At 70.7% G+C, this 21,489-nt stretch carries 18 protein-coding genes and 2 pseudogenes; 15 read left to right on the top strand and 5 right to left on the bottom strand.

Going from position 1 to position 21,489, the window contains the following annotated elements; all coding sequences use genetic code 11:
* Positions 1 to 36 precede the first annotated feature (36 nt).
* From ACIQBL_RS34845 to ACIQBL_RS34805, 9 genes are all read left to right on the top strand, one after another.
* Positions 37 to 1,404: an IS701 family transposase gene (locus ACIQBL_RS34845; RefSeq protein ID WP_401949134.1), complete on the top strand. Its 1,368-nt coding sequence runs from the start codon at positions 37 to 39 to the stop codon at positions 1,402 to 1,404.
* Positions 1,404 to 2,687 carry an MFS transporter gene (locus tag ACIQBL_RS34840; protein WP_401949131.1) on the top strand — a complete coding sequence of 428 codons (1,284 nt, stop codon included), beginning with the start codon at positions 1,404 to 1,406 and terminating at the stop codon, positions 2,685 to 2,687. Before ACIQBL_RS34845 ends, ACIQBL_RS34840 begins: the two co-directional genes overlap by 1 nt.
* A gap of 5 nt (positions 2,688 to 2,692) precedes the next feature.
* Entirely contained in the window at positions 2,693 to 3,448 is a 756-nt protein-coding gene (locus tag ACIQBL_RS34835; protein ID WP_401949128.1) for an SDR family NAD(P)-dependent oxidoreductase, read from the top strand.
* A gap of 49 nt (positions 3,449 to 3,497) precedes the next feature.
* Positions 3,498 to 3,800 carry a YciI family protein gene (locus ACIQBL_RS34830; RefSeq protein WP_401949126.1) on the top strand — a complete coding sequence of 101 codons (303 nt, stop codon included), beginning with the start codon at positions 3,498 to 3,500 and terminating at the stop codon, positions 3,798 to 3,800.
* Between the two features lie 114 nt (positions 3,801 to 3,914).
* Entirely contained in the window at positions 3,915 to 5,237 is a 1,323-nt protein-coding gene (locus tag ACIQBL_RS34825) for a PLP-dependent aminotransferase family protein (RefSeq protein ID WP_401949124.1), read from the top strand.
* Positions 5,234 to 6,490 carry an ATP-grasp domain-containing protein gene (locus ACIQBL_RS34820; RefSeq protein WP_401949122.1) on the top strand — a complete coding sequence of 419 codons (1,257 nt, stop codon included), beginning with the start codon at positions 5,234 to 5,236 and terminating at the stop codon, positions 6,488 to 6,490. Before ACIQBL_RS34825 ends, ACIQBL_RS34820 begins: the two co-directional genes overlap by 4 nt.
* 147 nt (positions 6,491 to 6,637) lie before the next feature.
* Positions 6,638 to 7,747, top strand: coding sequence for an LLM class flavin-dependent oxidoreductase (locus ACIQBL_RS34815; RefSeq protein WP_401949117.1), 1,110 nt, complete (start codon positions 6,638 to 6,640; stop codon positions 7,745 to 7,747).
* A 168-nt stretch (positions 7,748 to 7,915) separates the two neighbouring features.
* On the top strand, positions 7,916 to 8,392 hold the full coding sequence (locus ACIQBL_RS34810; protein ID WP_401949114.1) for a flavin reductase family protein: 477 nt from the start codon (positions 7,916 to 7,918) through the stop codon (positions 8,390 to 8,392).
* A gap of 377 nt (positions 8,393 to 8,769) precedes the next feature.
* On the top strand, positions 8,770 to 9,732 hold the full coding sequence (locus ACIQBL_RS34805; protein ID WP_401949111.1) for a ScbA/BarX family gamma-butyrolactone biosynthesis protein: 963 nt from the start codon (positions 8,770 to 8,772) through the stop codon (positions 9,730 to 9,732).
* A gap of 188 nt (positions 9,733 to 9,920) precedes the next feature.
* On the opposite strand, the pseudogene ACIQBL_RS34800 reads toward ACIQBL_RS34805, so the two are convergent.
* A pseudogene (locus tag ACIQBL_RS34800) lies at positions 9,921 to 10,058 on the bottom strand (IS5/IS1182 family transposase); the annotation flags it as partial.
* Here ACIQBL_RS34800 and ACIQBL_RS34795 point away from each other — a divergent pair.
* Positions 10,057 to 10,200 (top strand): annotated as a pseudogene (locus ACIQBL_RS34795) (DNA-formamidopyrimidine glycosylase); the annotation flags it as partial. The pseudogenes ACIQBL_RS34800 and ACIQBL_RS34795 sit on opposite strands and share 2 nt — an antisense overlap.
* On the opposite strand, the gene ACIQBL_RS34790 reads toward ACIQBL_RS34795, so the two are convergent.
* Both ACIQBL_RS34790 and ACIQBL_RS34785 read right to left on the bottom strand, forming a co-directional pair.
* Positions 10,197 to 10,616: a winged helix-turn-helix transcriptional regulator gene (locus ACIQBL_RS34790; RefSeq protein ID WP_401949108.1), complete on the bottom strand. Its 420-nt coding sequence runs from the start codon at positions 10,614 to 10,616 to the stop codon at positions 10,197 to 10,199. The pseudogene ACIQBL_RS34795 and the gene ACIQBL_RS34790 sit on opposite strands and share 4 nt — an antisense overlap.
* 81 nt (positions 10,617 to 10,697) lie before the next feature.
* The gene (locus ACIQBL_RS34785) at positions 10,698 to 11,942 is read right to left on the bottom strand and encodes a CAP domain-containing protein (RefSeq protein ID WP_401949106.1); all 1,245 of its coding nucleotides are present in this window, start codon (positions 11,940 to 11,942) and stop codon (positions 10,698 to 10,700) included.
* A gap of 155 nt (positions 11,943 to 12,097) precedes the next feature.
* On the opposite strand from ACIQBL_RS34785, the gene ACIQBL_RS34780 reads away from it, so the two are divergent.
* The 4 genes from ACIQBL_RS34780 to ACIQBL_RS34765 all read left to right on the top strand — a co-directional run bounded on the left by ACIQBL_RS34780 (position 12,098) and on the right by ACIQBL_RS34765 (position 18,448).
* On the top strand, positions 12,098 to 12,379 hold the full coding sequence (locus ACIQBL_RS34780) for an acylphosphatase (RefSeq protein ID WP_401949103.1): 282 nt from the start codon (positions 12,098 to 12,100) through the stop codon (positions 12,377 to 12,379).
* Between the two features lie 393 nt (positions 12,380 to 12,772).
* A complete protein-coding gene (locus ACIQBL_RS34775; protein ID WP_019068749.1) occupies positions 12,773 to 12,973 on the top strand; it encodes a hypothetical protein in 201 nt (66 codons plus the stop codon).
* 216 nt (positions 12,974 to 13,189) lie between these two features.
* Positions 13,190 to 16,819, top strand: a complete 3,630-nt coding sequence (gene smc / locus ACIQBL_RS34770) for a chromosome segregation protein SMC (protein WP_401949100.1) — start codon at positions 13,190 to 13,192, stop codon at positions 16,817 to 16,819.
* Positions 16,820 to 17,026: 207 nt separating this feature from the next.
* Positions 17,027 to 18,448 (top strand): sugar porter family MFS transporter, encoded by a 1,422-nt coding sequence (locus ACIQBL_RS34765; protein WP_401949098.1) that lies wholly within the window; start codon positions 17,027 to 17,029, stop codon positions 18,446 to 18,448.
* An 87-nt stretch (positions 18,449 to 18,535) separates the two neighbouring features.
* Here the strand turns inward: ACIQBL_RS34765 and ACIQBL_RS34760 are convergent, their stop codons facing one another.
* Together ACIQBL_RS34760 and ACIQBL_RS34755 are read right to left on the bottom strand one after the other, a co-directional pair.
* A complete protein-coding gene (locus ACIQBL_RS34760; RefSeq protein ID WP_401949095.1) occupies positions 18,536 to 18,895 on the bottom strand; it encodes a hypothetical protein in 360 nt (119 codons plus the stop codon).
* A gap of 52 nt (positions 18,896 to 18,947) precedes the next feature.
* Positions 18,948 to 19,919 carry an LLM class flavin-dependent oxidoreductase gene (locus ACIQBL_RS34755; RefSeq protein WP_401949093.1) on the bottom strand — a complete coding sequence of 324 codons (972 nt, stop codon included), beginning with the start codon at positions 19,917 to 19,919 and terminating at the stop codon, positions 18,948 to 18,950.
* Positions 19,920 to 20,127: 208 nt separating this feature from the next.
* On the opposite strand from ACIQBL_RS34755, the gene ftsY reads away from it, so the two are divergent.
* Positions 20,128 to 21,330, top strand: a complete 1,203-nt coding sequence (gene ftsY / locus ACIQBL_RS34750) for a signal recognition particle-docking protein FtsY (protein WP_401949090.1) — start codon at positions 20,128 to 20,130, stop codon at positions 21,328 to 21,330.
* The last annotated feature ends 159 nt before the right edge of the window (positions 21,331 to 21,489 follow it).

The raw sequence follows: 21,489 nt of genomic DNA, 5'->3' as shown, positions 1-21,489 counted from the left end.
GCCACGGCGGTTTCCGCAGCGCCTGACGCACCGCTCATGACCATGAGCACATATCGGGCCCCACGGCAGTACGGTCGGCCGGGCGCCGCGACCGGCACCTTCGAAGCGGCGGCCGGCGCCTTCGACGCCTTCGTCACGGAGGTCTTCGGGCCGCTGCCCCGCGCCGACCAGCGCAAATGGGCCCGCGCCTACACCCAGGGGCTGCTGATCACCCCTGGCCGCAAGACCGTACGGGCGCTGGCGGCGGCCGTGTCGGAGTCCAGTACGGCGTCGCAGGCACTGCACCAGTTCGTCAACGCCAGCCCCTGGGACTGGGAGCCCGTACGCGCAGGGCTGGCCCGCTGGGTCGCCCGCCGCTCCCGGCCGCACGCCCTCCTCATCACCTCGGCGGTGCTGCCGAAGCGGGGCGACCGCTCCTGCGGGGTGCACCGGCGGTTCGATCCGCAGGCCGGACGGACCGTCAACTGCCAGATCGGCATAGGGGCGTTCCTCGCCACGAGTGAGGCGACCGTCCCCGTCGACTGGCGGCTGCTGCTGCCGGGGGAGTGGACCGCGGACCCGCGGGTCCGCAGCAGGGCCCGCATCCCCGGCACCACGCCCGGCGCCCAGGACTCGCCCTGCGACCAGGCGCTGAGCCTGGTGGACGCTCTGGACCGCGCCCTGACCGACTCCCCGGACGGACCTCACGGACCTCACGGACCGGACGCACCGCCGGTCGTCGCCGACCTGACCGGGATCGCCGACCCCGCCCGGCTGATCGGCGGACTCACCGCCAGGCAGCGGCAGTTCGTGGTGGCCGTACCCGGGGACCTGCCGGTGCTGCCCGACCCGGCGGTGTCCGTCGGGTCCGTCCCTCACCCCCGTACCGCCATCGCGGTCAGCGCCCGCCACCTCATCGCCCGTCGGCACGCCCGGCAGCCCCACACGCCGGTCATCACCGGAACCGTCCGGCTCCCCGGCATCCCCGGCGCCTTCCGCCTGCTCGCCCAGTGGCCGTCGGCCGAACCCGGCAGCGGGCGGATCTGGCTCACCGATCTCGTCGACAGCCCGCCCCGCGAGGCGCTCGCGCTGGCCCGTCTGCACCCGACCACCGCCGACACCCTGAAGCTGCTGGAGGACCACCTCGGGCTGCGCGCCTTCGAGGGCCGCTCGTACCCCGGCTGGCACCACCACATGACCCTGGTCTCGGCGGCCTTCGCCTACGGCGCCCTGGGGCCCGCCGCGTTGTTCGGATCGGCGCGGGCGTCACGGGCGGTACGAGCGCCACGGGCGCCGGGTCAGGCGGCCAGGCCGCCTCTCCGCGGGGCGCGCCCCGTACCGCACCCCGGGCCGCGACCTGTGCCCCGGCCTGTGCCCCGGCCTGTACGGAATGCCCTCACCCCCACCCGGACGGGACGCTCCTGATGGCTCTGCCCAAAGTGTTCTGGCTGTTCTGGTGCGGGCAGACCATCGGCCGGCTCGGGACGCTCGCACCCGCATTCCTCGTGCTCTATCTGGAGCAGGAGGGCCTGGTCTCCCCCGGTACGACTCCGCTCGTCGTAGGGCTGTTCGGCGCCGGCATCGTTCTGTCGGGGCTGGTCGGCGGGGCCGTGGCGGATCTGATCGGGCCGCGCCGCACGATCATCGCCGCCCAGCCCGTCACCGCCGTGATGGCCCTGCTGTTCGCCCACGCCCACCACGTGGTCCTGCTGTGCGTGCTCGCGCTGATCACCGGCTTCCTGTCGGCGGTCGACCGCCCTGCCGTGGCCGGGCTGATCGCCGGGATCGTTCCGCAGGAGCAGTTCTCGAAGGCGTACAGCCTCTTCCTCGTGGGCTTCAACATCGGGATGTCGCTGAGCCCCGTCCTGTCCGGCTTCCTGCTCGCGGTCCGGCCGAGCGCCCTGTTCGTGGTGTGGGCGGCGGGCAGTCTGCTCTACGCGGCCCTGGTGTGCGCGCTGCCCGCCGACCGGTTGCCGCCGCGCAGTCGCCGGCCCGGTGGTACGTCCGCCTTCGCGGCGGCGGCCCGTGGCATCACCGAACCGTTCCGCACCCCCGTCCTGGTCGGCTTCCTCGTCCTGACCTTCCTGCTGGCGTGCATCTACCTCCAGGTCAACTCCGCGCTGCCGCTGGACATGCGCGAGAGCGGGCTGACCTCCGGGGACATCGGCGTCGTCCTCGCCGTCAACGCCGTACTGTCCGTCCTTCTGCTGCCGCTGGTACCACGGTTCGTCAGGGGTATGCGCGACCAGGTGCCCCTGGTCATCGCGAGCGGTCTGATCGCGATCGGCTTCAGCGGCAACTCCCTTGCGGGCAGCATCGTTTCGTACACCGTCGCCACCGTCGTCTGGACGCTCGGCGAGGTCTTCTGGGCCCCGATGTCGGCGACCTTCATCGCCAACCGGGCACCGGAGGGCCGCAGCGGGAGCTACCAGGGCTCGTACTTCTTCGCCTGGAACGCGGCCTTCGTGGTCGGCGGTCCCGCGGGGCTCGCCGTCGCCAACTCCCATGGCTACGAGGCCCTGTGGACGTCCGTCCTGGTCCTCGGCGCCGTCGTCACCCTCGGCTTCTGCCTGCTGCCGCGGCTCGCCGGGTTCGAGCGCGGACACTCCGACTCCGGTGCCCGTACCGGGAAGAGCGGCGCCGGGCAGGCCGGCGCCGACAGCGACGCCACCCCGTCCGAGAAATCACTCACCCGAGAGACAAGGTGACCCGAATGACCGTCCCCACGCCCCGCACCGCACTCCTCGTCGGCGCCGCCGGGGGCATCCTCCGCGAAGTCGCCCTGAAACTCGCCGAGGAGGGCCACACGCTCGTCCTGTTCGACCGGGACGCGGACGCGCTGAACCGGCTCGCCGAGCGGCTCGCGCCCCTCACCAAGGTCGAGACCGTCGTCGGCGACATCACCGACATCGCGAGCGCCGAGCGCCAACTCACCGACATCGTCGAGCAGTTCGCCCCCTCCATCCTGGTCAACGGAGTCGGCGGGGACACCCGGGTGATCGGCTACGCGGATCTGACGACCGATCACTTCGACCAGTCGTTCCTGGAGAACGTGGTCAGCAGCTGGATCGCGGTGAAGGTCTGCGCCCCGCGCATGGCCGCCGACGGCTACGGCCGCATCGTCAACTTCGCCTCGGCGGGCGGCCGTACGTACAGCCACTTCAACAACGCCGCGTACGTCGCCGCCAAGGCCGCCGTGATCGGCATGACCAAGCAGATGGCGTACGAACTGGCGCCGACCGGTGTCGTCCTCAACGTCGTCGCGCACGGCCCGATCGCCACCGAGCGGGTGGCCGGCGCGTTCGAGCGGCGCGACCCGGCACAGCGGGAGGCCGTCCTGTCCAGGCTGCCGATGGGCCGCTACGGCTCGGTCACCGAGGCGGTCGGCAGCGTGCTGCACCTCTGCTCCGAGAGCGCCGGTTACTCGACCGGCTCCGTGATCGACATCAACGGCGGCCTCTACATGTGAGCCCCGCCCCTCCCCGACTCACCGTGACCGCACGCCCAAGGAGGCTTCCATGGCGAAGTTCGTCGTCGAGTTCGAGTACAACGTCGACCGTGCGGGCCGGCAGGACCTGCACCCCGCCCACACCGACTATCTGCGCACCCTCACCGAACGCGGTGTCCTGCTGCTGGCCGGTCCGCTGGAGGACCTGAACGGCGGGCTGCTGGTCTACGAGGCCGAGGACCGCGCCCGGTTGCAGGAGGTCCTCGACGCCGAGCCCTACGTCAGGGGCGGCATCGTCGCCCGCACCCGGATCCGCCAGTGGGCGCCGGGCAAGGGCACCTGGATCGCCGCACACGCCCGGCCCGTCGCCTGACCGACCCGACCCGACCCGACCCGACCCGACCCGCTCCTCGCGAACTCCCCTCCCCTCCGCCCTCCCTCTCCCTCCCTCTCCCTCGCAAGAGACTCCTCGGAAGGACCGACTGACGTGCTCGCAACACCGGTTCAGCAAGACACCGCGCTCCGCCAGGACGAACTGCACGCCGGCGTCGTGGATCCGGACATGGACTCGATGCGCCTGCTCAGCGAGACGGCGATGAAGTTCCCCGACGCCCTGTCGTTCTCGTCGGGCGCGCCCCACGACGGCACGCACGACCTGGCCAAACTCTCCCGGTACGTGCACCGCTATCTGGCGCATCTGCGCGAGCGGGGCGTGCCCGAACAGCGCATCACCCGCCTGATGTTCCAGTACGGGCCCGTCAACGGCTTCATCCAGGACGAGGTCGCGCTGATGCTCGACCGGGACGAGGACATCGTTGTCCCGTCCGACGCGATCATGATCACGCACGGCTTCCAGGAGGCCGCGCTGATCGCCCTGCGCGGGCTGTTCCGCTCCCCGGACGACGTCCTGCTGTCCGTGTCGCCCGCGTACGTCGGTATCCGGGGCGCCGCCCGCATGCTGGACATCCCGGTCAGGGCCGTCACCGAGGGCCCGAACGGACTCGAACCCGAGGCTGTGGCCGCCGCGGTGCGTGCCGTGCGGGCCGAGGGCAAGCGTCCCGCCGCGCTCTATCTGGTCCCCGACTTCTCCAACCCGTCGGGCACGGTCGTCCCGGTCGACGCCCGCAGGCGACTGCTGGAGCTGGCCGCCGAGGAGGGCTTCACCATCCTGGAGGACAACCCGTACGGGCTCTTCGCCAAGGACGGCGAACGGCTGCCGACGCTGAAGTCGCTGGACACCCGCGGCGATGTCGTCTACCTCGGTTCCTTCGCCAAGTCGGCTTTCCCCGGTGCCCGGTTGGGCTATCTGGTCGCCGACCGCGAGGTCGTCGGCGAGGACGGCACCAGGCGCACCCTCGCGGCCGAACTGTCCAAGGCGAAGGCGATGTTCAGCGTTGGCTCGTCCTCGCTCTCACAGGCCGCGATCGGCGGCATCCTCGTCGAGGCCGACCATGATCTGCGCAGCGCCACGCGGGAGTTGACGGCCGTGTACCAGGAGCGGCTCGCGGCGACCCTGGACGCCCTCGCCGAGCACTTCCCGCCCGAGCGGTACGCCGAGCACGGGGTGCGCTGGAACCGGCCGCGCGGCGGCTTCTTCCTCGTCGTCGAGGTGCCGTTCGAGGCGGACCTGGCCGCGATGGGGCGCTCGGCGCGCGACTTCGCCGTCTCGTGGGCGCCGATGCGGATGTTCCACCTGGAGGGCGGCGGCGAGCGGGCGCTGCGCCTCGGCTTCAGCAATCTGCCGCCCGCCGCCGTGCGGGAGGGCATCGCCCGCCTGGCCCGCTTCATCGAGTCGGAGGCCCGTTCATGACCAGCAGCACCCGCCCCGTCGCCGTTGTGGTCGACGGCTACTCCGCCGGCAACTTCTACCCCGCCGCGTTCGCCGCGTACGGCGCGGACGTGGTCCATGTCCAGAGCACCCCGCGGCTCAACCCGACGATGCAGGCCCCGGACCTGACCGCGTACTCCCGCAACATCGTCTGCGCGGACGAGCGTGAACTCGTCGAACTGCTGCGCCCGTACGGCCCGTTGTGCGTGGTCCCCGGGCAGGAGGGTGCCGTCCGGCTCGCCGACCGGCTCAGCGAGGCGCTCGGTGTGCCGTCCAACGGCTCGGCGCTGTCCCGGGCCCGCCGCGACAAGTACGAGATGATCGAGGCGCTGCGCGGGGCCGGTGTGCGCTGCGCGGGCCAGTTCAAGAGCGCGGACCCGGATGAGATCGTGAACTGGGCGCAGGAGCAGGGCAGTTACCCGGTGGTGGTCAAGCCGCTGAGTTCGGCGGCCTCGGACGGTGTGGTCGTCTGCGACAGCGTCGAGGCGGTGCGTACGGCGGCGGAGGCGGTGCTCGGCACCCAGGACATCTTCGGCGGCGCCAACACCGAGATCCTCGTGCAGTCCTACCTCAAGGGCACCGAGTACATCGTCGACACCGTCAGCAGCGCGGGCGAGCGCTATGTGTGCGGGGTGTGGGAGTACGAGAAGACGCTGCTGCCGTCCGGCAAGAACATCTACAACCGGGACCTCCTCGCCGACCCGGACGCCGACCCCGTACCCGCCCTGACCGCGTACGTCGACGAGGTGCTCGCCGCGCTCGGCGTCCAGTGGGGCCCGGCGCACGCCGAGGTCATCGTCACCGACGAGGGCCCGGTCCTGGTCGAGATCGGCACCCGGCTCAACGGCAACATCAACGCCCCGTTCCACGACGTGTGCCTGGGCCACAACCAGGCGGCGCTCACGGCACAGGCGTACGCCCGGCCCGACGAGTTCCGGGCGGCGTACGCGGGCCGGGTCTACCGCAGGCTCCAGCCGGCGGTCGTCTACAACACCCCGACCGAGCTCGACGGCGTCGTGGCCTCGGTCGACGAGACCGCCGTCGCCGAGATCCGCGGCCTGGAGAGCGTGTTCTTCGCCGGCGTGAAGCTGGCGCCCGGCGCCCGCATCCGCCCCACGGTCGACCTGCTGACCAGCTCGATGAGGGTGTTCCTCACGGCCCCGGACGACCACGTCCTGGAGGCCGACTACGAGAAGGTCCGCTCACTGAAGGACGCGGTGTACCGGGTCTCGTAGCCCGCCACAACCGGCTCGCACCCCGTCCAACTCCCCGGCCACTCGCCCCCGTTCGCCCCTGCGCCACTTCTCGCTCGTTCTCGCGCCCAACTTGCGCCCTATTCACGGTAATTCACCCCTTTCGCACTCGCTTCCCGGAGGTCTGCTGTGCACAGCCGTATCGGACTCTTCCTCTCGCCCGTCCACGAGACCGGCCAGGACCCGCATCTCGCGATACGCCGGAACCTCGACCTCGTCGAGCTCGCCGACGACCTCAACTTCGACGAGGCGTGGTTCGGCGAGCACCACACGCTCGGCTGGGGCCTCGTCGGCGCCCCCGAGACGATGATCGCCGCCGCCTCGCAGCGCACCAGCCAGATCAAGCTGGCCCACGGCGTGGTCCCGCTCTCCGGCCACCACCCCTTCCACGTGGCCAGCAGGGCCGTACACCTCGACCACCTGACCCGCGGTCGCTACATCCTGGGCGTCGGCCCGGGTGTGCCGTTCGACGCGAAGATGTTCGGCCTGGAGCAGCCGGTGCAGCGCCGCCGTCTTGAGGAGGCGCTGCCCACCGTCCTCGAACTCGTCAACGGCGAGGGCCGGATCAACCAGAAGACCGACTGGTTCGAACTCAACGAGGCCAAGCTCCAGTTGCCCCGCTTCAGCCCGCAGGGCATCGAGGTGGCCGTGGCCACCTCCGGCACCTCGAAGACCAGCCCGAGCCTGATCGGCCAGTACGGCCTGAGCATGACGTCGTTCGCGCTGCCCTTCGCCCTGCTCACACCTGGTGCCCCCGCGCACATCAACCTCGCCCACCAGTGGAAGTACGCGGAGGAGTCCGCCGCCGAGCACGGCCAGACCCTGGACCGCGACAAGTGGCGGATCGCCCTGCCGGTGCATGTCGCCGAGACCCGCGAGGAGGCGTTCGCGGACGTCCGCGAGGGCTACGACCGCTGGCTGTTCGAGTACTTCGGCAAGGCGGCCGGGCGCGAGGTGATCAGCCCGGACACCCCGCGCGAGCGCGCCCTCGAGGCCCGTGTCGAGGCCGGCGGCGCGCTGGTCGGCTCGGTCGACGACGTGGTCAGCGGCATCGAGCGGCTCCACGAGATCACCGGCGGCTTCGGCTCGCTCCTCGTGTACGTCGCCGACTGGGCGTCGTACGAGCGCACCAACCGCAGCATGGAGCTGCTCGCCCGGTATGTCGCGCCGCGCATCACGGGCTCGGCGGCGCGTCCGCAGGAGGCCGTGGACTGGGCGATCGCGAGCCGCGCGAAGTAGTTCCGGCCGGCGTGAGGAAGGCCCCGCCTTCCGATTCGCCCCCCAAGACGGGTGCCGGGCCGGGATGTTCGTTCCCCCGCCCGTTCCGGCCCGGCACCCTCCCCCGGTTGAGACCCACCCGAGCCCACCCCAGGCCCCACCCACACCTCACGCGAACGGATTCAACTCATGCTGGAGCAGCGCTCGTTCCGCGACATCCTCGGCCGGTTCACCACCGGAGTGGTGCTGGTCACCGCGCACACCGCCGAGGGTCCCAAGGGCATGGCGGTGAACTCCTTCACGTCCGTGTCCCTGGACCCGCCGCTGGTCGCCCTGTGCGCCGCGGACACCTCCACCACCTGGCCGGCCATCCGCGCGGCGGACGGCTTCGCGGTCACCATCCTCGGTGACCAACACGCCGAGTTGTGCCGCCTGTTCAGCGCCAGGGGTGCGGACCGGTTCGCCGTGGGCGACTGGGTGTCGACCCGGGCCGGGCATCCCATACCGGCCGACGGTCTTGGCTGGCTGGACTGCCGTATCGCCACCATTCATCCGGCGGGCGACCACGAGCTGGTCATCGCCGAGGCCGTCGAAGGAGCCCTGACCGAGCAGGCGGGCCCGCTGGTCTTCCACGCCGGTCGCTTCACCGCCCTCGCAGCCGCCTGACCCGCCCGACCCGGTCCCTTGCCCCGCCCCGGGCCCGCCATGCCCCGCCCCGCGACCCCTGTCACCACCGTCACCCGCACCGCCTGCCGAACCGCCGGGGGCCCGCTCACCGCCGGACCGGTCCCTGGGCCCTGTCGCCATACTCCCGTCTGTCCTGCGGTGTCATGCACGCTTCCCCAGAGGGGGGACCCCCACTCGCCGCACCGGGCACAGACCCACGTACAACCAGCACGCGGGCCTGCGCCCGGCACCCCCTCAGCCTCCGGCCGGGGGACCCCCAGAGCACGCACCTGACGCCGCAGGACCCGCCCTCCGGGCGGACGACGGGAATGTGACGACAGGACCTAGCATCGTTGACCACCAGAGAGGCAACCTGCGTGTCCGTCACCGATTCCTCCCGCATCCTTCCTTCACCGCCGTATGCCAGGGGCGAGGCCGATCTGCGATTCGTGCGGACCGCTCCGCGCCACCTGGTCGACCGCAGCGCGATCGCCGAGGTGCTGATCACCGACTGGCTGCGGCTGGGCCCCGACACCTTCCGGCTGGGCGCGCAGTGGCCGCGCGGTCACACCTTCTACGCGCCCATCGCCGGTTCCTGGCACGACCCGCTGCTCGCCGCGGAGTCACTGCGGCAGGCGTCCGTCCTGCTCGGGCAGACGTACTACGGAGTGCCCGCGGACCATCGCTGCGACATCGCCGAGCTGGACGTCGGCATCGTCCCCGGGGCCGTCCTCCTCGGCCCCCGCCCCGCCGAGATACGCCTGGACGTCTCCGCCACGGACGTCCGGCGCCAGGCCGGCGCGCTGACCGGGCTCACGCTGGAGGCCGACCTGGTGCGCGGCGAGGTCTTCGCGGGTGCGGGGCGTCTGGCGCTACGCGTGTCACCCATCGGCGACGGGCCCAACTCCCCAGTCGAACCAGGTGACTTCCCCACCCAGCCGGACCCGGTCCCACCCCCGATCGTCGGCCGCCTCGACGAACGGGACGTGGTCCTGGGCATCCCCCGCTCGGCCTCGGCCCGCCGGGGCCTCGAATGGGAGCTGCGGATCGATCCCAGTCACCCGGTCCTGTTCGACCACCCCACGGACCAGGTCCCCGGCATGCTGCTCCTTGAGGCGGCCCGCCAGGCGACCCAGGCCGCGTGCGCCCCGTACCGCGTCCTGCCCGTGGAACTGCGCAGCGCCTTCCACGCCCCGGTGGAACTGGACCTCCGCTGCCGGATCTCCGCGACGCGACTGCCCGTCGAGGACGCGGGCGAGGACGCGGTGGTACGGGTCACGGCGTCCCAGTCGGGCCGCCTGGCGTTCGACAGCCTGGTGGTGGCGAGCCTGTGCGACTGACGCCGGTGGCCGGGGGACACCCGTAGGTCCGACATGGCCCGGCAATGACATGGCCACTCCTTCCGTCCAGGGTCCATCAGCGCGCGACCCCGTCGCCGGCCCGTGGCGGGGCGGTCACGGCACACCCTTGGAGCGAGAGTGGAACGTCGTACACCTGGCACAACGCCCCTGACGGCGGGGCCGACTTCAGTCGTGCGATGCCGCGCTCGACGTGGTGCGGGTGAGATCCACAGCAGTCGTCCGGCTGGATCGGCCATCACCTGCACGTTCACGCCGTGGCGTCGGTGTCTTGGGGAGAAGCCGGCTCGGCTGTCGCCGACCCGGTCCGGCTACTCCGACCGCTCGCTCGACGCGTACGGCCGCGAGCGCCTGCCGTGCCGGCGCTGCGGTACGCCGATGAGCCGGCGGGCGTGGATGAACCGGTCGAGCTACTTCTGCCCGGAGTGTCAGAGGCCGCCGCGGATCTAGAGGCTGCCGCGGGTCTGGAGGCCGTCGCGCGTCTCGTCGTAGCGTGCGCGGGCCGTGAGGACGTCGTCCATGCGGCTCTCCACGAAGTCGACGAGTCCCATCAGGCGTTCGGCGATGCCGTGTCCGAGCGGGGTCAACTCGTAGTCCACGCGGGGCGGGTTGGTCGGCTGGGCCTCGCGGTGCACCAGGCCGTCGCGCTCCAGGGCGTGCAGGGTCTGCGAGAGCATCTTCTCGCTCACGCCGTCGACGCGGCGCCGCAGTTCGTTGAAGCGCAGCGAGCCCTCGTACAGCGCGCACACGGTGAGCCCGCCCCAGCGGCCCGTGATGTGCTCCAGGGTGGCTCGGGAGGGGCAGGCCTTGGCGAACACGTTGTACGGGAAATTCTGCTCCTCCGTACGCTCCTGGGTAGTGTCCATTTCAACAGCCTACGCGAACCCAGCGCTAACCGACAGGGAGCACTAACCGAAGGTTAGTGCTCCCTGTCGGTGACGAGCTGGTCAGTACCCGAAGTCCTGCGTCCACCAGGGGCCGCCGGTGCCGAAGTGCACACCGACACCCAGGGTCTTGAAGTCGCAGTTCAGGATGTTGGCCTTGTGGCCTGCGCTGTTCATCCAGGCGTCCATGACCGCGGCCGCGTCGGCCTGGCCGCGGGCGATGTTCTCGCCGCCGAGGTTGGTGATGCCGAGCTTCTCCGCCCGGTCCCACGGAGTGGCCCCGCTGGGGTCGGTGTGGTCGAAGAAGTCCTCGTCGGCCATCTGCGTGCTGAAGTTCTCGGCCAGCTCGGTCAGCGCGCTGTTCGCCGACACCGGGCTGCAGCCGACGAGCGCCCGCTGCTCGTTGACGAGCTTGAGCACCTCGGCCTCGGCGGCGGCCTCCGCGGAGACGGTCACCGGCGCGGCGGCGGACTGCGTGGGTGCCGGAGTGGTGGGCTTCGCCGAGGGGGCCGTGGTCGGCTCCTCGGTCGGGGTGGCCGTCGGCTTCTTCGTCGGGGCCTTGGTGGCGGGAGCGGTGGCGGACTTGGTCGGAGCCGCCGAGGGGGAGGCCGGGCGGTTCGCGTCGCGGCTCGTGGACGAGCCGTTGTCACGCGACTGAGCGCTGCCGGAGGTGCCGCCCTGCTCGGTCGCCGAGTTGGACGGCGAGCCGGCCGCCTGCACCTTGTCCGAGCTGTTGCCGCCGCCGAGCTTGTAGTTGTCCAGCCCCGGCACCGCGCCGGCGGCGACCGCGACCGTGCCGATGGCGACGGCGGCGGAGACACCGAGCAGGCCGGTCCTGACCGGCGTCACGCCCTTGCGCTTACGGCGGCGCCCGCGACCCGGGCGTGAACCGTCGCCCCGCGAGGAGGAGCCCGCCGCCTCCGGGAAGACCACGGCGTAGTCCTCCTCGTTGGCGAACAGATAGGCCTCGCTCTTCAGGCGGCCTTCGGCCTTCAGGCGCGACTCGGCCCGCAGCCGGGCCTCGCTCTTCGGCGGGACCTGGTGGTCCGTAGGGTCCTGGTGGTTCGCGTGGCCCTGGTGGTGCGGGTGGAACTCGGCGGGGCCCTCCGGGTGCAGATAGGGCGCCATGCCGATCGTCGAGCCGGCGGCCGGGTTCCAGTCGGAGCGGTCGTTCAGGTCGGAGCGGTCGTTCCAGTCGTACGAGTCATGCGGGTCGTAGCCGCTCGTGTATGAGCCGTGCGTCTCTGTGACCCCCGTGGCGCGGCTCGTGGCGGCGCGGCCGGCGGCGGAGCGTCGGTGGCGTCCCATGTCCTTGCCTTTCGTCCTTGCGGTCAACTCGTCCGTGCGGTGACCCAGCTCACTCGATCGAGTGAGTTTCATATGAGATTCATTGGGGCGGACGGTACCGCATGGCGCGAGGGGAGCAAGTGCCCAGAGAGGTTTTGGCCGGTTAGGTTGCAGCCATGAGCGAGGATGTACGGATGGTCGCCTGGGTGCGAGGGCGTGTGCAAGGTGTGGGTTTTCGGTGGTTTACCCGTGCCAAGGCCCTGGAGATCGGCGGCCTGAGTGGTTTTGCTCTCAATCTGGGCGACGGACGCGTGCAAGTGGTCGCGGAGGGGTCACGCGAGGGCTGTGAAGGACTCCTCGACTGGCTCAGGGGGCACGACACGCCCGGGTGCGTGGACGGCGTCACCGAGATCTGGGACACACCTCGCGGCGGCTACGACGGCTTCGCGATCCGCTGAGCACATTCTGCGAAACGGTGTAAACCGGCCCTGGCGGGAGCGGCGGTACATGCCAACGGCAGCTGCCCACAGCAGAGATTGCCTGGTGGTTGCCAAGAACGGCTCGCTCTGGCAGGCTCCGCAGCTAAGAATGATCGCCACACCCTGAGAGGCCCCGCAGGAGTCGCAGCGCCGCCCGGTCCGGGCCGCGTGCCCCCGGGTTGCCCGCCAATACGGGGCGTGATCGTGTTGACCGTCAAACATTTTGGTGAGACGCTGAAAACCCCGCGCACCTTAGCTGTTTGGCATGGAAGAACAGCAGAGCAACCCTCGAGTGTGTCAAGCATCGCGGGTGCGATTCCCTCACGACCCACACCGCTTCGGTCGGTCACTCAGTGTGGAGGACCATCCATCATGGCAAAGGCGCTTCTCGGTTACGTCGGCGGCTCCGATCCGCGACTCCTCGCCGAGATGCGACGGCTCCAGCAGCGCGTCCAGGACCTGGAATCCGAACTCGTACGGATCCAGGAAGAGAACGACGCGCTGACGGCTGCCGCAACTCACGATTCGCTCCTCGAGCTCGACGCACGCCAGGCGGAGCCCGCGCTCACCTGATCACTGCACCGCATCATGACAAGCAGTGGTTGGGCGGCCTGTATCAACCGCTAAGTTGTCAGAGTTTGCAAGGGACGCTTCGGCGTCCCTTCTTTCTTTCCCCCGCAAGCTTCCACCCTCTTTAACGTTTGGTGTGCCCTGCATGTTCAAGGGCGAAACCGCGGGGAACCGGACGTTCATGGAGAGAGCGAGCGGCGGAAGGTAGAGTCCAGCGGCGTGCACCTCAAGGCCCTGACCCTGCGGGGGTTCAAGTCGTTCGCCTCGGCGACCACGCTCCGGTTCGAGCCGGGTATCACGTGCGTCGTCGGTCCGAACGGCTCGGGCAAGTCCAATGTCGTGGACGCGCTCAGCTGGGTCATGGGCGAACAGGGCGCCAAGTCGCTGCGCGGCGGCAAGATGGAGGACGTCATCTTCGCCGGCACCACCGGCCGCCCCCCGCTGGGCCGCGCCGAGGTGTCCCTGACCATCGACAACTCCGACGGGGCGCTGCCCATCGAGTACGCCGAGGTCACCATCACGCGGATCATGTTCCGCAACGGCGGCAGCGAGTACCAGATCAACGGCGACACGTGTCGCCTCCTCGACATCCAGGAACTCCTCTCCGACTCCGGCATCGGCCGCGAGATGCACGTCATCGTCGGCCAGGGCCAGCTCGACTCCGTGCTCCACGCCGACCCCATGGGCCGCCGCGCCTTCATCGAGGAGGCGGCCGGAGTCCTCAAGCACCGCAAGCGCAAGGAGAAGGCGCTCCGGAAACTGGACGCGATGCAGGCCAACCTCGCGCGCGTGCAGGACCTGACGGACGAACTCCGCAGACAGCTCAAGCCACTTGGCCGCCAGGCCGCCGTCGCCCGCCGCGCCGCCGTCATCCAGGCCGACCTCCGCGACGCCCGCCTGAGGCTGTTGGCCGACGACCTCGTACGCCTGCGCCAGGCGCTCAACACAGAGATCGCCGACGAGGCCGCGCTGAAGGAACGCAAGGAGGCCGCCGAACTGGAGCTGCGCAAGGCACTCCAGCGCGAGGGCCTCCTGGAGGACGAGGTACGGCAGCTCACCCCGCGCCTCCAGCGCGCCCAGCAGACCTGGTACGAGCTGTCCCAGCTGGCCGAACGGGTGCGCGGCACGATCTCGCTGGCCGATGCCCGCGTGAAGAGCGCGACCTCCGCACCCCCCGAGGAACGGCGCGGCCGTGACCCCGAGGACATGGAGCGCGAAGCCGCCCGGATCCGCGAACAGGAGGCCGAACTCGAAGCGGCCCTGGAGGCGGCCGAGCACGCGCTGGAGGACACGGTCGCCCACCGCTCCGACCTGGAACGCGAACTGGCCGCAGAGGAACGCCGGTTGAAGGATGTCGCCCGCTCCATCGCCGACCGCCGCGAGGGCCTCGCCCGGCTCAACGGCCAGGTCAACGCGGCCCGTTCCCGCGCCGCCTCCGCCCAGGCCGAGATCGACCGCCTGGCCTCCGCCCGCGACGAGGCCCAGGAGCGTGCGGTCACCGCACAGCAGGAGTACGAGACTCTCCAGGCCGAGGTCGACGGCCTCGACGCGGGCGACGCGGAACTCTCCGAGTGGCACGAGGCGGCCCGGGCCGCACTGTCGGAAGCGGAAGCCGCCCAGTCCGCCGCCCGTGAGGCGTCCACCGCGGCAGAACGCCAACGCGCCGCCACCCAGGCCCGCCGCGACGCATTGGCGCTGGGCCTGAGGCGGAAGGACGGCACGGGGATACTGCTGGGCGCACGGGACAGGCTCACGGGCTTGCTGGGTCCGGCGGCGGAACTGCTGACGGTGACCCCGGGTCACGAGGTGGCGCTTGCCGCCGCCTTCGGCGCGGCGGCGGACGCGATCGCCGTGACGACACCGTCCTCGGCGGCCGACGCGATCCGCCTGCTCCGCAAGCAGGACGGGGGCAGGGCGGCGCTGCTGCTGGCAAGCGGCCTTGACCATTCAACGCCGTCCACTGGGGCGCCCCAAAGGGGCGCGGGGCAGCATCCATTTGCGGCTCCACCGCGGGGCGCGACCAGCCACGACGAACCCGCAGACAACAGACAACCCTTCGCCGCTGATTTCGTCCGCGCCCCCGCCGACCTCATGCCCGCAGTCCGCCGCCTCCTGCACAACATCGTCGTCGTCGACACCCTCGAAGCCGCCGAAGAACTCGTATACACACACCCCGAGTTGACCGCGGTCACCGCCGAAGGCGACCTCCTCGGTGCCCACTTCGCCCACGGCGGTTCCGCCGGCGCCCCCAGCCTCCTCGAAGTCCAGGCCTCCGTGGACGAAGCCGCCGCCGAACTGGAGGAACTGGCCGTCCGCTGCGAGGAGTTGGCCGGTGCCCAGCAGGTCGCAGCCGAAAGGCGCAAGGAATGTGCCGCCCTCGTCGAGGAGTTGGGGGACCGGCGCCGGGCCGCAGAGCGTGAGAAGTCCGCCGTAGCACAGCAGTTGGGGCGGCTGGCCGGGCAGGCGCGGGGTGCCGCGGGTGAGGCCGAGCGGTCGGTTGCGGCGACGGCACGGGCGCAGGAGGCGCTCGACAGGGCCGTAGAAGAGGTTGAGGTGCTCGCCGAGCGGCTGGCGGTGGCTGAGGAGATGCCGGTCGAGGAGGAGCCCGACACCTCCGTGCGGGACCGGCTCGCCGCCGACGGTGCCAACGCTCGGCAGACCGAGATGGAGGCGCGGCTTCAGGTCCGTACGCATGAGGAGCGGGTCAAGGGGCTCGCCGGGCGCGCCGATTCGCTGGACCGGGGGGCCCGGGCGGAACGTGAGGCGCGGGCGCGGGCCGAGCAGCGGTTGGCGCGGCTGCGGCACGAGGCGGGCGTCGCCGCGGCCGTCGGCTTCGGGGCGCGGCAGTTGCTCGCTCATGTCGAGGTGTCGCTGCGCCGTGCCGACGAGGAGCGGACCGCCGCCGATGCGGCCAAGGCGCGCCGCGAGCAGGAGTTGACGGCCGCCCGTCATCAGGGGCGCGACCTCAAGGGCGAACTCGACAAGCTGACCGACTCGGTGCACCGCGGTGAGGTGCTCGGTGCCGAGAAGCGGATGCGGATCGAGCAGTTGGAGACCAAGGCGCTGGAGGAGCTGGGCGTGGAGCCGGCGGGGCTCGTCGAGGAGTACGGCCCGCACCAGCTCGTGCCGCCCTCGCTCGCCGCCGAGGGCGAGGTGCTGCCGGACGACCCGGAGGACCCGCGCAACCAGCCCCGGACGTTCCACCGCGCCGAGCAGGAGAAGCGGCTCAAGTCCGCCGAACGGGCCTACCAGCAGCTCGGCAAGGTCAACCCGCTCGCGCTGGAGGAGTTCGCGGCGCTGGAGGAGCGGCACAAGTTCCTCAGCGAACAGCTGGAGGACCTGAAGAAGACCCGTGCCGACCTGCTTCAAGTGGTGAAGGAGGTCGACGAGCGCGTCGAGCAGGTCTTCACCGAGGCCTACCGGGACACGGCCCTTCAGTTCGAGGGTGTCTTCAGCCGACTGTTTCCGGGTGGCGAGGGCAGGCTGATCCTGACCGATCCCGACAACATGCTCACCACAGGGGTGGACGTGGAGGCCCGCCCGCCCGGCAAGAAGGTCAAGCGGCTCTCCCTGCTCTCCGGCGGCGAGCGGTCGCTGACGGCCGTAGCCCTGCTGGTGTCGATCTTCAAGGCGCGGCCCAGCCCGTTCTATGTGATGGACGAGGTCGAGGCGGCGCTCGACGACACCAACCTCCAGCGGCTGATCCGGATCATGCAGGAGCTGCAGGAGGCCTCGCAGCTGATCGTGATCACCCACCAGAAGCGCACGATGGAGGTCGCCGACGCGTTGTACGGCGTCTCCATGCAGGGCGACGGAGTGTCGAAGGTCATCTCGCAGCGACTTCGCTAGGCCTTCCCCAATCGTTCAACTCTTGAACGCAAACCTGTGACCTGCGGGGTTCAAAGTCACACCAGACCCACTATTGACTTCGAAACTTGAAGGAATAGTCTCTGCAACGTTGCTTTGGCCTTCAGGTGGTGGGCGGCGGGAAGCTGTGCGCCACTGGAAGGGTCGCCCCCCACCCGGCAGCGACGCCGGTGGCATCAGGAGTTGCACGTGACCAGCACTGCGCAGGCATCCCAGTCAGGAGCCGGGTCGGCTCATCCCGAACATCTCGGGCATGTCATCTTCATCGCGGCGGCGGCCGCGATGGGCGGCTTCCTCTTCGGCTACGACAGCTCCGTGATCAACGGTGCCGTGGAGGCGATCCGCGACCGCTACGACGTGGGTTCCACGGTCCTGGCGCAGGTCATCGCCATCGCCCTGATCGGCTGTGCCATCGGCGCGGCGACCGCCGGCCGGATAGCCGACCGGATCGGCCGTATCCGCTGTATGCAGATCTCCGCGGTGATGTTCACCGTCAGCGCCGTCGGTTCCGCGCTGCCGTTCGCGCTCTGGGACCTCGCCTTCTGGCGGGTCATCGGCGGGTTCGCCATCGGTATGGCCTCCGTCATCGGCCCCGCCTACATCGCCGAGGTCTCCCCGCCCGCCTACCGCGGCCGGCTCGGCTCCTTCCAGCAGGCCGCGATCGTCATCGGCATCGCGATCTCGCAGCTGGTCAACTGGGGTCTGCTGAACGCCGCCGACGGCGACCAGCGCGGCAAGCTCATGGGCCTGGAGGCCTGGCAGGTCATGCTCGGCGTCATGGTGGTCCCGGCCGTCCTCTACGGCCTGCTCTCCTTCGCGATCCCCGAGTCCCCGCGCTTCCTGATCTCCGCCGGCAAGCTCAGCCGCGCCCACGACGTGCTCCGTGAGGTCGAGGGCGACGACATCGACCTGGACGCCCGCGTCGCCGAGATCGAGCACGCGATGAAGAGCGAGCACAAGTCGACCTTCAAGGACCTGCTCGGCGGGGGCGGCTTCTTCTTCAAGCCGATCGTCTGGGTCGGCATCGGCCTCTCGGCCTTCCAGCAGCTCGTCGGCATCAACGTCGCGTTCTACTACTCCTCGACACTGTGGCAGTCGGTCGGCGTCGACCCGACGCAGTCGTTCTTCTACTCCTTCACGACGTCGATCATCAACATCATCGGCACCGTGATCGCCATGATCTTCGTGGACCGCATCGGCCGCAGGCCGCTGGCCCTCATCGGCTCGGTCGGCATGGTCGTCGGGCTCGCGCTGGAGGCCTGGGCCTTCTCCTACCACCTCGTCGACGGCAAGCTGCCGGCCGCGCAGGGCTGGACCGCCCTGATCGCGGCCCACGTCTTCGTCCTCTTCTTCGCCCTGTCCTGGGGTGTCGTGGTCTGGGTCTTCCTCGGCGAGATGTTCCCGAACAAGATCCGTGCCGCCGCCCTGGGCGTCGCCGCCTCCGCGCAGTGGATCGCCAACTGGGCCATCACCGCGAGCTTCCCGTCGCTGGCCGACTGGAACCTCTCCGCGACCTACGTGATCTACACGGTCTTCGCCGCGCTCTCCATCCCGTTCGTCCTGAAGTTCGTGAAGGAGACGAAGGGCAAGAAACTGGAGGAGATGGGCTGACCGAGCCCCCTCCCACGAACTCGGGGGGACGGGCTCAATCCCCCGCCGCCCGTCTCCCCGAAACCCCTCCGCCGTAGCTCGGCGGACTCACCAGATCAGGACGCCGCCGCCGATCTCCCGGGCGCGCAGGCAGGCCGCCTCGATGTTGTCCAGCCGGCTCCCGACCAGGTCCGGTTCCTCCTCGACCGCCGCCGCGACGGCTTCGAGGTGCGCCCGCACCAGCGCGAGTTCGCCCAGGAAACCCGGCACGTCCGAGGCCTCGACGTACAGGTCGCTGGAGGCCAGCACGGGAAGGTACGTGGCGCCGAGCGAGCGTACGGCCTGCGAACCCCACACGGTCTCGCGCCAGTTCTCGAACCCGGCCGAGTCGTCACACCCCTCCGGAACGTCCAGGACGTTCCACTTGCCATCCGGGTCGCGCAGGAACACATCCACTGCCAAGGTCATGACCGCAGTGGACCACCGGTGGACCGGCCGGTCCACCGGTTACGGGTAAGAGTCACTCCCCGAGCCTCGGCAGCACCCGCTCCGCGAACAGACGCAGGCTCCGCCATCCCTCGTCCACCGGCATCCCGCCCGACAGCGGATGCAGTACGAGATTGTCGAGACCCAGCGCCACGCACTGGTCCGGCGTGAGGATGCGGTAGACGCCCTCCGCGCGCAGCTCGGCCACGGTCGTGGCCCCCGACTTCACCGCCGAGCGGATCTCGCCGGACTGCCAGGAGGCGTAGGTCCGCGCCTCGTGCAGGAAGTGCGCGCCGTACTCGGCCCAGGCCCGGTCCGGGTCCTCGGCGATGTGCAGCAGCGGGGTCTCGGCCCCCGGCATCATCGTCCAGCCCTCGGTGCCGTACTCGACGAGCCGGTCCTTGTAGTACGCCTCCAGGTCGGGCAGGTGCGCGCTGGGGAAGAAGGGCAGACCGAGCCGGGCGGCCCGGCGCGCGGCGGCCTTCGAGGAACCGCCGACCAGCAGCAGGGGGTGCGGGTCCGAGAACGGCCGCGGGGTGACCCGTACCGTACGGCCCCGGTACTCGAACTCCTCGCCGGACCACGCTTTCACGAGGGTTTCGAGCAGCTCGTCCTGGAGCCGGCCCCGGCGCTTCCAGTCCACGTCGAACTGGGCGTACTCCTCGGGCCGGTAGCCGATCCCGGCCACGGTCACCAGCCGGCCGCCGCTCAGCAGATCGAGTACGGCGATGTCCTCGGCCAGCCGCAGCGGGTCGTGCAGCGGGCCGATGACCGCCGACACGGTCACGGCGATGTGCCGGGTCGCGCCGAACACCGCGCCCGCGAAGGCGAAGGGCGACGGCAGCCAGTTGTTGGCCACGCCGTGGTGCTCCTCCGTCTGCACGGTGGTGATCCCGTGTTCGTCGGCGTACGCGGCCATCTCCAGGGCGGCGCGGTAGCGGGCGCTCAGTGAGGCGGGGGTGGCGCCGGGTTCGACGAGGTTGAAGCGTACGACCGAGACGGGCATGGGAGGTCCCCCTTACGTGGTTGGTGGGGGACGGTAGCTGACGGTACGTCAGATGGCCATGGTCATGACTATGACCATCCGGGCCTGTCGGTGGGGACGGGGTCGACGGGGACGAGGACGCCTGGGGACGAGGACGGCGGGGCGCCGACGCCCCGGGCCGCGCCCGCGCTGGGCCCCGGCGAGACCCATGGCGGATACTGGACCCGTTATGGAAACCGTCATCCTTGCTGTAGTCATCGCCGTGGTCGTGCTCGGTGCGCTGGGCGGGCTCGTCGTCGGCAGCCGGCGCAAGAAGCCGCTGCCCCCGCCGCCCACCTCCGTCCCCGACATCACCGCCCCGCCGGCCGAGCCGCACGTCGGCGACGAGGCCGAGACGCCGCGCGACGAACCGCGCCGGACGATAGAGGAGGTGGATCTTCCGGACGGCTCGGCCCCGGTCGCCGTCGAGGAACCCCCCGTACTGGACGTCCCCGTACTGGATGTCCCCGAGCCGACCGCCGGACGCCTGGTCCGGCTGCGCTCCCGGCTCTCCCGCTCCCAGAGCGCGCTCGGCCAGGGGCTGCTCACGCTCCTGTCGCGCGAGCACCTCGACGAGGACACCTGGGAGGAGATCGAGGACACCCTCATCACCGCCGACGTCGGCGTCGCGCCCACCCAGGAGCTGGTCGACGCGCTGCGCGAGCGCGTGAAGGTGCTCGGCACCCGGACCCCGCAGGAGCTGCGCGCGCTGCTGCGCGAGGAGCTGCTCAAGCTGGTCGGCACCGACGTCGACCGCACGGTGAAGACCGAGCCCGAGGACCGCAAGCCCGGCATCGTGATGGTCGTCGGGGTCAACGGCACGGGCAAGACCACCACCACGGGGAAGCTGGCCCGGGTGCTCGTGGCCGACGGGCGGACCGTCGTGCTCGGTGCCGCCGACACGTTCCGGGCTGCCGCCGCCGATCAGTTGCAGACCTGGGGTGAGCGTGTCGGTGCCCACACCGTGCGCGGGCCCGAGGCCGGTGACCCCGCCTCCGTCGCGTTCGACGCGGTGAAGGAGGGCAAGGAGATGGGGGTCGACGTCGTCCTCATCGACACGGCCGGGCGGTTGCACACGAAGACCGGGCTCATGGATGAGCTGGGCAAGGTGAAGCGGGTTGTCGAGAAGCATGCGCCGCTCGACGAGGTGCTGCTCGTCCTCGACGCCACCACCGGGCAGAACGGGCTGGTGCAGGCGCGGGTCTTCGCTGAGGTCGTCGACATCACCGGCATCGTTCTGACGAAGCTGGACGGGACGGCCAAGGGGGGCATCGTGGTCGCGGTGCAGCGGGAGCTGGGTGTGCCGGTGAAGCTGATCGGGCTGGGCGAGGGTGCGGATGATCTGGCGCCGTTCGAGCCGGAGGCGTTTGTTGACGCCCTTATCGGCGACTGACGCTCCGCTGGGTGCCCGGGTTTTTGTCTGCGGGCCCGGTGGGGGCTGGTCGCGCCCGCGCGGCGGAGCCGCAAATGTCACAGCCCCGCGCCCCTTCAGGGCGCGCTGCAGTCCCCCCATCCAAGAAGTGCCCGTCCCTCAACTCGCCGTTGGGGACGG

It is taken from the genome of Streptomyces sp. NPDC088350 (assembly GCF_044753545.1).
GTDB lineage: Bacteria > Actinomycetota > Actinomycetes > Streptomycetales > Streptomycetaceae > Streptomyces.
The sequence above is the reverse complement of the archived record's forward strand: the minus strand, read 5'-3'. Positions and strand labels throughout refer to the sequence as shown.